The following is a 9,222-nucleotide window of genomic DNA, read 5'->3' as shown; positions in this document are numbered from 1 at the left end:
TCCTGCAAGGTTTCCATGTACTCTTGCCAAGCATTAGCCACACGATCCCATTCTTCATCATCTTCAATATCAAAAAGAATTTCTTCGCCATTATCATCTTGACCAATTTTTAAGATAACCGCTTCTTTTTCTTCTTTGGCACTAACAATTTCCTCTACAGGTGACAAAATAGCATATTCCTCACCATCTACCTCAATAGCATCAATAAAAGCAAATTCTAATTCATTATCATCCTCATCAATCAAAACTATTTTATCCTCTTCTCTTAACATACAATCACCACTTTCATAATTTTTTTTATCCTAGTAAAAACAAAACACACAAATAAGAAATACAACACCTTATCGTGAATTATCCAAAAAACTCTGCAAAATTATTACTGCAGCCAACTTATCTATAAATTTCTTTCGCTTTTTACGTGAGACACCACCCCCAATAAGGACTCGTTCCGCGGCAATTGTAGTGAGACGTTCATCCCAATAAACTACCTCCATGGATATTTCTTGAATTAAAAAAGCTATAAATTGTTTAACTTTTTCGGCTTGAGGTCCCAAAGTACCATCCATGTTTCGCGGCAAACCGACAACAATTTTTTTAACTTTTTTTTCTTCAATAATTTCTTTTAATTGTTGAAGATCAGTTTCCAAGTCCGTTCTTTTAATAGTTTTTAATCCCTGTGCCGTAATACCTAAAGGATCACTAAGGGATAAGCCAATTCTTTTTTCACCCAAATCCATTCCTAAAATACGCATTTGCTTTATAAATTACCCAAATAACTGCGTACTAATTCCTCTAACAATTCATCCCGATCCAATTTTCTAATTAAAGAACGAGCATTTTGATGGCTAGTAATATACGCAGGGTCCCCGGAAAGCAAATAACCGACAATTTGATTAATCGGATTATAACCCTTTTCCTGAAGTGCCTCATAAACACTAACCAATATTTCACCAGCTGAAACTTCTTCTTCAGTTTTTACTTTAAACATCATCGTTTGGTCAAATTTTTCACCATTCATTTAACATCACCTCAAAAATTCGCTCCCTATTGCCGGGTATATTAGTGTTTTTATTGGTACAGTATTAGTTCTCTATAAAAAACAGATATCCTTCTATTTTTTTATTTCTTTAATTGATTTTCTACAAATTCCCTTACTTTATTTAAAGCTTCTCCCAACTTTGCAGGGTTTTTACCCCCAGCTTGAGCCATATCTGCCCTACCACCACCTCCTCCTTCAATAATTTTTGCTACTTGTTTAATAAGCTTACCAGCGTGAATACCCCGGGCCACCACATCCTGTGTGACCACTACCACTAGATTGACCTTTCCATCAGTTAATGCACCCAAAACAACAATTCCAGAATCTAAACGATTTTTAAGTAAATCCGCCCAGTTTCGCAGTACTTCCATATCACGAGCCTTTACTTGACTAGCTATCAAAGAGATTCCCTGAATTTGCTCTTTTTGGGCTACAAGTTCCTCTATCTGTACCTTAACCAATTGCTGTTCTAATTGACTGATTGTTTTTTCCTGTTCCTTTATTTCCGCCAACAAACCTTCTGTTTTAGTTAACAACTCCTTTTCCGGAGTTTTTAATAAGCTACTTAAATTCTCTATAAGCTTTTCTTTAGATTGAAGATACTGTCTCACCCCTTCACCAGTAATGGCTTCAATTCTTCGCAATCCTGAACCAATGGCACTTTCATTAACAATTTTAAAAAGACCTAGCTGACTAGTATTTTCGACATGGGTACCCCCACATAATTCTATACTAAAATCACCAATTTGCACCACACGAACATTATCCCCATATTTTTCACCAAAAAGGGCTACAGCACCGAGTTTTTTAGCTTCTACTGCCGACATTTCCTCTGCTTGTACAACTAAAGATTTAATAATTTGCCGATTAACCAAATCCTCCACTGCTTTTATTTCCCGTGCAGATAAGCCACTAAAATGAGTAAAATCAAAGCGAAGCCGTGTATCCTCAACTAAGGAACCAGCTTGTTGAATATGTGACCCTAAAACTGTTTTTAAAGCCTGATGTAAAAGATGAGTAGCTGTGTGATTACCAGCAGTTTTTTTACGTAAAAAGGTATTTACTTTTAAGTTCACCTTTTCACCCACCCTAATTTTACCCGAAACAATTCCTTGCTGGACAATTTGTCCAGAGGGAATTTTAAAAGTATCAATAACCTCTATTTTACCATTTAAACCAATGATTTCACCACGATCACCGACTTGTCCCCCACCTTGAGCATAAAAAGGAGTGTGATCCACAATTAAATAAACCTGTTCATTATTTTCGGCCTGCGAAATTAAATGTTCCCCTTTAATCAAAGCTTTTATTTCGCCCTCTATTTCTAAATGAGTGTAACCTACAAATTCGGAAAGCGGCAAATCACCCAGCAAATTTTGAATAACTAAAGCTAAATCATGTCCTCCGTTTATTTGCCGTGCTGCTCTAGCACGGGTCCTTTGCTCCTCCATAGCCTGATTAAAACCAACCTCATCTACCAGCAAACCTTTTTCCGCGGCAATATCCTTAGTTAAATCTAAAGGGAAGCCATAAGTATCATAAAGACGAAAAGCTTCACTACCAGGTATAATTTTTTGCTGATTTTTTTGTAAACGAAAAATAATTTCTTCTGCCAAATGCAGCCCTTCATGTAAAGTAATTTGGAAACGCTCTTCTTCATGTCGAATTACTTGTACAAGGTACTCTTCTTTAGCTTTTAATTCCGGGAAAGCCTCAGACATTAAAGCAACCACTTCACCTACCAGTTTATATAAAAAAGCACCTTTAATTTTTAAAACCTGACCAAAACGAACCGCTCTTCTTAAAATTCTTCTTAAGACATAACCATGTCCTTCATTGCTAGGAACAACACCATCAGTAATTAAAAAAACGCAAGAGCGAATATGATCAGCGATTACACGCTGAGCAAATTCAGTTTGCTCAGTTTTTTCCTTAATACCTGCCAGCAATTCCACAGCATCAAGTAAGGGTTTTAATAAATCTGTTTCATAATTACTTTCCACATTTTGCACTACCGCTGTGATTCTTTCCAAGCCCATTCCAGTATCAATACTAGGATGCGGCAGGGGGGTTAATTCTCCCCGCTGATCACGATTATATTGCATAAATACCAAATTCCAAATTTCTAAAAAACGATCACAGTCACATTTTCCAATAGCACAGTCTGGTCCACAAGCATATTGAGAACCGCGATCAATCAAAACCTCACTACAGGGTCCACAGGGACCGGTATCCCCCATTGACCAAAAATTATCAGCATCCCCCAACCTTATTATTCGCTCAGGTGGTAAATTAGTTAGTTCTCGCCATAAATTAAAAGCCTCGTCATCAGCATAATAAACGGTGGCATAAAGTTGTTCAGAAGGTAAACCTAAACATTCAGTTAAAAATTCCCATGCATACATAATAGCTTCTGGTTTAAAATAATCGCCAAAAGAAAAATTACCCAACATTTCAAAAAAAGTAAGATGACGGGCTGTTCTTCCCACAGTTTCAAGATCATTATGTTTACCGCCCGCCCGTACACATTTTTGAGAACTTACCGCTCTTTGATAAGGCCGTTTTTCTAAACCTAAAAAAACATTCTTAAATTGATTCATTCCCGCATTAGTAAATAATAATGTGGGATCATCTTCTGGTACTAAAGAAGAACTAGCCACACGAGTATGTCCTCTGCTTTCAAAAAAAACTAAAAATTTTTCACGAATTTCATGACCACTTAACAACCTAAATAACCTCCCTATGATCCCCACTCAAATTTTAAGAAAGTTTGCGATTTAATTATACTTAACCTCCTGATCACTGTCAATATTAGGTACCCACCTGTTCAATGGTTCCACCCCCCAGGACAGTTTCCCCTTGATAATAAACTACAGACTGCCCCGGAGTAATAGCCCACTGCGGCTCCTCAAAAACCACTTTCCAAAGATCATCACTTTCCGGAAATAAAGTTGCACGGGCAAGCTTAGCACCCAATCTAGTGCGAGCCTCAATATTTAAAGGAACCTTTAAATTAGTAAAAGCAATCAAATTATTTTCCGCTGCCCATAATGTAGTTTGAAAAAGTTCCTTTTGGGTTCCCACAATTAACGTGTTTTCCGCTGCATTCAAGGCACGTACATAGACAGGATAACCCAAATTTAAACCCAAACCCTTGCGTTGACCGATAGTATAAAAAGGCAGACCTTGATGTTCACCCACAACTTTTCCTTGAGCATTGAGAACTTTTCCAGGCCGAAAACACTCTTTACCCAAAGCTTGTCTTAGAAACTCCCTATAATCTCGATTAGTAATAAAACAAATATCCTGACTCTCTGGCTGAACACTACCAGATAAATTATAAAGTTCGGCCTTTTTTTGCACCTCACTTTTAGTTAAATTCCCTAGAGGAAATAAAGTATGGGCTAACTGTTTTTGTGCAAGATTATATAAAAAATAGGCTTGATCTTTTTCCTTATCACGAGCCTTAAATAATAAATATCTACCTTTTTCCGGAGAATATGACGAACGTGCATAATGACCAGTAGCCAAATAGTCCGCACCTAAAGCCAAAGCCTCTTTTAAAAGGGCCCCAAACTTAAATTCACGATTACAAACTACACACGGATTCGGTGTTCTACCTTTTAAATATTCCGCTACAAAATATTGAATGACCTTCTCCGCGAATTCTTTACGCCAATCAAGACTATAACAGGGGATCCCCAATTTTGCGGTAACTGATTCTATTTTTTCATTTTTTTCTCCACTAAGCAGCATAGTCAAACCAAATACTTGATAACCCTTTTCTAGAAGAAGAGCCGCGGTAACTGAGCTGTCCACACCACCACTCATTGCCACGGCCACTTTTTTGTTTTTCATTTAGTCACCTACTTATTGCTCTACTCCCTTACCAGAAGGACGATAATATTGAACACCTTTTAATTCCTCCGGTAAATATTCCTGCTGAAGAGCAGCATGAGGATCATCCGGAGGATATAAATATCCTTTACCATGTTCTAGTTCCGCGGCTCCTTGATAACTAGTATCACGTAAATGGATTGGTACCTGACCATATTTCCCCTCACGTACATCCTTTAAAGCCTCTTTAATAGCCAAAACCGAATTACTTTTAGGTGCTCGAGCCAAATAAAGGGCAGCCTCAGCCAAAAGCAATTCCCCCTCTGGTAAGCCTACCCTTTCTACACCTCGGGCAGCGGCCTCTGCTACAACCAAAGCCAATGGATCAGCCAAACCTACATCCTCAGCAGCATGAACTACAATCCGTCGGGCAATAAAAAGTGGATCCTCCCCAGCCGCCAACATCCGGGCCAAATAATGTAAAGTGGCATCTGGGTCAGAACCCCGCATGCTTTTTATAAAAGCAGAAATTACATCATAATGCTGATCTCCAGTACGATCATAAATAATGGCCCTTTCCTGAATTGATTCTTCAGCCACAGACAAGCTTATATCCCTAATACCTTGAGCATTAGGCACTGTAGATAAAACAGCCAATTCCAAAGCATTTAGGGCTTGACGAGCATCTCCACGAGCGGTTTGAGCAAAATGCTCCAAGGCTTGTTCTTTAATTTGCACACAGTAATTACCCAAACCATTTTCGGCATCTTTTAAAGCACGCTTCAAAAGAACCATAATTTCCCCAGTGGTTAAAGGTTCTAATCTAAAAAGTCGGGAACGAGACAGCAAAGCCGAAATTACACTAAAATAAGGATTTTCGGTGGTAGCTCCAATTAGAACCAATTTTCCTTCTTCCACCGCGGGCAAGAGAGCATCTTGTTGTACCTTATTAAAGCGGTGTATTTCATCAATAAACAAGATAGTACTCTGCTGATAAAACTTTAGTTGCTCCTCAGCTTCTTGAATTACTTTACGCAAATCATTTACCCCGGAAATAACCGCGTTTAATCTCACAAAATTCGCTTTGGTTGTTCGAGCAATCACATAAGCCAACGTCGTTTTCCCGGTTCCCGGTGGACCATAAAATATAAGCGAACCTAATTGATCAGCCTCAATTGATCTCCTTAATAATTTACCTGCACCTATTAAATGCTCTTGCCCCACTACTTCAGCCAAAGAATGAGGCCGCATTCTGGTAGCTAAAGGAGCCCTTCCTTTACGAACCACTTCACCAACATTGGAGAACAAATCCATCCCTCGATCACCCTTTTTCTTTCCACAACAGATTTATAAAGCGGCATCAAGTGCCTTAGCAATTTTCGCTTTAGGAATAAAACCTACCAAACGATTAATTTCCTTCCCATCTTGAAATAAAATTAAAGTAGGTATACTCATGATACCATAATCACCCGCTGTCCTATTATTCTCATCCACATTTAACTTACCTACTTTAACCCGACCGCGATATGAACTGCCTAATTCTTCAATAATCGGTTCCATCATCTTACAGGGACCACACCATGGAGCCCAAAAATCAACCAAAACTAATCCTTTAGCATCCATCACTTCATTTTTGAAAGTATCATCAGTAAGTTGCACAAAATTAGCCACGTTTTTCCCTCCCTATAATTTTTTATAGTGACTTAAAAGATCATTTACTATTTTAGCCGCCGCAAACAAACCAGCTACCGCAGGTACAAAAGAAATCGACCCTACTTGAGAAGTGGATTTTAATGGTTTCTCCTCAGAATAGATGACATTAAAATCTAAACTTTCCCCGCTTTTTCTTAATTCCCGCCGCATAATTCTTGCTAGGGGACAAGTTTTAGTTTGACCTAATTTCCCTATTTTTATTTGAGTAGGATCTAAACGATTACCCATCCCCAAAACAGAAATAATAGGTAGATTCTTTTTACCCGTACTCTTTTTAATGGCGACTTTTCCACTTACCTGATCAATAGCATCTAAAATATAATCAGGGGTTCCTTGGAAAAACTTTCCCACATTATTCTCTGTCACCTTTAGTTTATGTACCACTACTTGAGCTTGGGAATTAATTTCACTAATTCTTTCTCTTAAAAGCTCTACTTTGAATTTACCAATTGTCGAAATTAAGGCAGGTAGCTGTCTATTTAAATTAGTAAGCTCAATCTTGTCTGGATCTACCAAAATAAATTTTCCTACACCAGTCCTTGCTAAAGCCTCCACCGCATAAGAGCCTACTCCCCCTACACCAAAAATGAGCACCTGACTTTCTTGTAATCTTCTTAAACCAGTTTCACCAATTAATAATTGTGTACGAGCAAATTGTGGCAGCATAAATTTTCCACCCATTTAAAGATTAATCATTATCAGTCGTAAATGCAACCATATTTTCATTTTCCAATAAAAATTCTAGTTCCTCAGGTGGTAAAGGTTTACTAAAAAGAAAACCTTGAATATAAGCACATTTGTTTTGACGGAAAAAAACAAATTGTGCTTTAGTTTCCACCCCTTCAGCTACAACCTCATAATCTAAAGAAGAAGCTAAAGAAATAATCGAGGCGGCAATCGCCGAATTTTTTAAGTTTATTGGGATCTCTTTCACTAATTGATAATCAACTTTTAATAAATTAATCGGTAAAGTACTTAAATAACTTAATGAAGAATAACCTGTTCCAAAATCATCCAAAGCTACTCTTACACCTATTTTTCTAAGCTCATTTAAAATACCGATATTCCTTCCGGAATCATTCATAGCAATCGTTTCTGTTATTTCCAATTCCAAACAATCAGGTTTAAACTGTGTTTTTTCCAATACCTGCAAAATATCCTCCAAAAAATGATCATCACGCAATTGTTGTTCAGAAATATTAACAGCTAATTTTAAAGAGGGCTGATATTTTTCCTGCCAGTGCTTAATTTGCTCACAAGCGGTTTGTAACACCCATTTACCAATAGGGATAATTGTCCCCGTTTCTTCGGCAATTTGAATAAAACGATGAGGATATAATAAACCTTCTTGGGGATGATTCCAACGCAAAAGGGCCTCCACAGTAACTATTTTACCACTTTTCACCTCAATCATCGGTTGATAATGTAATTCGAAGACATCAAAAGCATTTTCATCAACAACCTGCCGCATTTTATTGGCAATATGTACCCTTTCCGTAATAACCTTGTCCATTTCAAGATTAAAAAACTGGTAGGCATTTTTACCTACTTCTTTTATTTTATTAACAGCAATATCAGCATAAGAAATTAAACTTTTGGCATTATCACCATGTGTAGGATACATACTAATTCCAATACTAATAGTTAAATATAATTCTCGACCATGAATTGTAAATTTCTCATGAAAACACTGCATTAATTTAAAAGCCAAATCAATTACTTCCTGCTTATCAGCTATATCTGGTTTAAAAACCAAAAATTCATCCCCAGCCGAACGAGCAAACACAATATTATCGCCACGAAACCCATTTCTCAATCTTTGACTAACCTGAACCAACAATTTATCTCCGGCCAAATGACCTAAGGTATCATTAATATACTTAAATTTATCCAAATCCAAAAGATAAACCGCCAATTTACTATTGGTTTGCTTAGTTTTCTCCAATTCCGAGCGTAATAATTCTTCGAATTTTAAACGATTGGGTAAACCAGTCAACATATCATGATAAGCCTGATATTCAATGATTTTTTCCGAATAACGAATCTTTTCTTTTAATAAACCAGTTAAATAACTGAGCAATAAAAAAGTCATAATTTGTAATAGATCACATCTTAAATATTCATACTGACCAGCATTCATATTAAGTATACTAATCCCACTAAATAAAATCGCTACACAAAAACCGGCTTTTTTCCCATACCAAAAACTACTTAAAATAATGGGCAAACAAAAAAGAATACTATATAAAAAATATTCTTGCTGGTACAAATAGTAATAAAGAAATAAACCCACACAAAAAAAGATTAAAAGTCCAACTAGTAAAGCCTGAAAAAACCGCTTATAATTAAAAACATAACGCTTTCCCTTTAATTCAAAACTCCAAGACAAGTCCATTCCTCCCTTACCGAATAAAAAAAGTAAGAATATTATTCAAATACTTTCTTCAACATTGATTACCTTTTTTCCTGCTAATGTCTGGGATATTTTACACAAAAAAATGCTTTCTTTTATTCAATAGACATAAAAGAAAGCATTCAGACAATTCCCTCTATAATCTAACCCCACCATGCCGTGATGCCGTCGTTTTGAACCTGCGCTCGGCAGGTGGGTGCCCTCCCAATTGCTTTTTGTG

At 37.0% G+C, this 9,222-nt stretch carries 9 protein-coding genes; all 9 read right to left on the bottom strand.

The annotated features are described in order from the left end of the window. On the bottom strand, positions 1-272 hold a 272-nt coding region (locus GX687_05085), incomplete at its 3' end, for a DUF1292 domain-containing protein (GenBank protein ID HHX96813.1). A 69-nt stretch (positions 273-341) separates the two neighbouring features. After that, a complete protein-coding gene (gene ruvX / locus GX687_05080) occupies positions 342-761 on the bottom strand; it encodes a Holliday junction resolvase RuvX (GenBank protein ID HHX96812.1) in 420 nt (139 codons plus the stop codon). Continuing rightward, the gene (locus GX687_05075; GenBank protein HHX96811.1) at positions 758-1,018 is read right to left on the bottom strand and encodes an IreB family regulatory phosphoprotein; all 261 of its coding nucleotides are present in this window, start codon (positions 1,016-1,018) and stop codon (positions 758-760) included. Before GX687_05075 ends, ruvX begins: the two co-directional genes overlap by 4 nt. A 101-nt stretch (positions 1,019-1,119) precedes the next feature. Then, positions 1,120-3,765: an alanine--tRNA ligase gene (gene alaS, locus GX687_05070; protein ID HHX96810.1), complete on the bottom strand. Its 2,646-nt coding sequence runs from the start codon at positions 3,763-3,765 to the stop codon at positions 1,120-1,122. 85 nt (positions 3,766-3,850) lie between these two features. Further along, on the bottom strand, positions 3,851-4,897 hold the full coding sequence (mnmA, locus tag GX687_05065) for a tRNA 2-thiouridine(34) synthase MnmA (GenBank protein ID HHX96809.1): 1,047 nt from the start codon (positions 4,895-4,897) through the stop codon (positions 3,851-3,853). Positions 4,898-4,909: 12 nt separating this feature from the next. Next, positions 4,910-6,190, bottom strand: coding sequence for a replication-associated recombination protein A (locus tag GX687_05060; GenBank protein ID HHX96808.1), 1,281 nt, complete (start codon positions 6,188-6,190; stop codon positions 4,910-4,912). Between the two features lie 33 nt (positions 6,191-6,223). After that, positions 6,224-6,547: a thioredoxin gene (trxA, locus tag GX687_05055; GenBank protein HHX96807.1), complete on the bottom strand. Its 324-nt coding sequence runs from the start codon at positions 6,545-6,547 to the stop codon at positions 6,224-6,226. A 12-nt stretch (positions 6,548-6,559) separates the two neighbouring features. Continuing rightward, a complete protein-coding gene (locus GX687_05050; protein HHX96806.1) occupies positions 6,560-7,255 on the bottom strand; it encodes a tRNA threonylcarbamoyladenosine dehydratase in 696 nt (231 codons plus the stop codon). 22 nt (positions 7,256-7,277) lie between these two features. Next, positions 7,278-8,978: an EAL domain-containing protein gene (locus GX687_05045; GenBank protein HHX96805.1), complete on the bottom strand. Its 1,701-nt coding sequence runs from the start codon at positions 8,976-8,978 to the stop codon at positions 7,278-7,280. Positions 8,979-9,222 lie beyond the last annotated feature (244 nt).

The sequence above is a fragment of the Clostridia bacterium genome, assembly GCA_012841935.1.
Taxonomy (GTDB): Bacteria; Bacillota; Peptococcia; order DRI-13; family DTU073; genus DUTS01.
The sequence above is the reverse complement of the archived record's forward strand: the minus strand, read 5'-3'. Positions and strand labels throughout refer to the sequence as shown.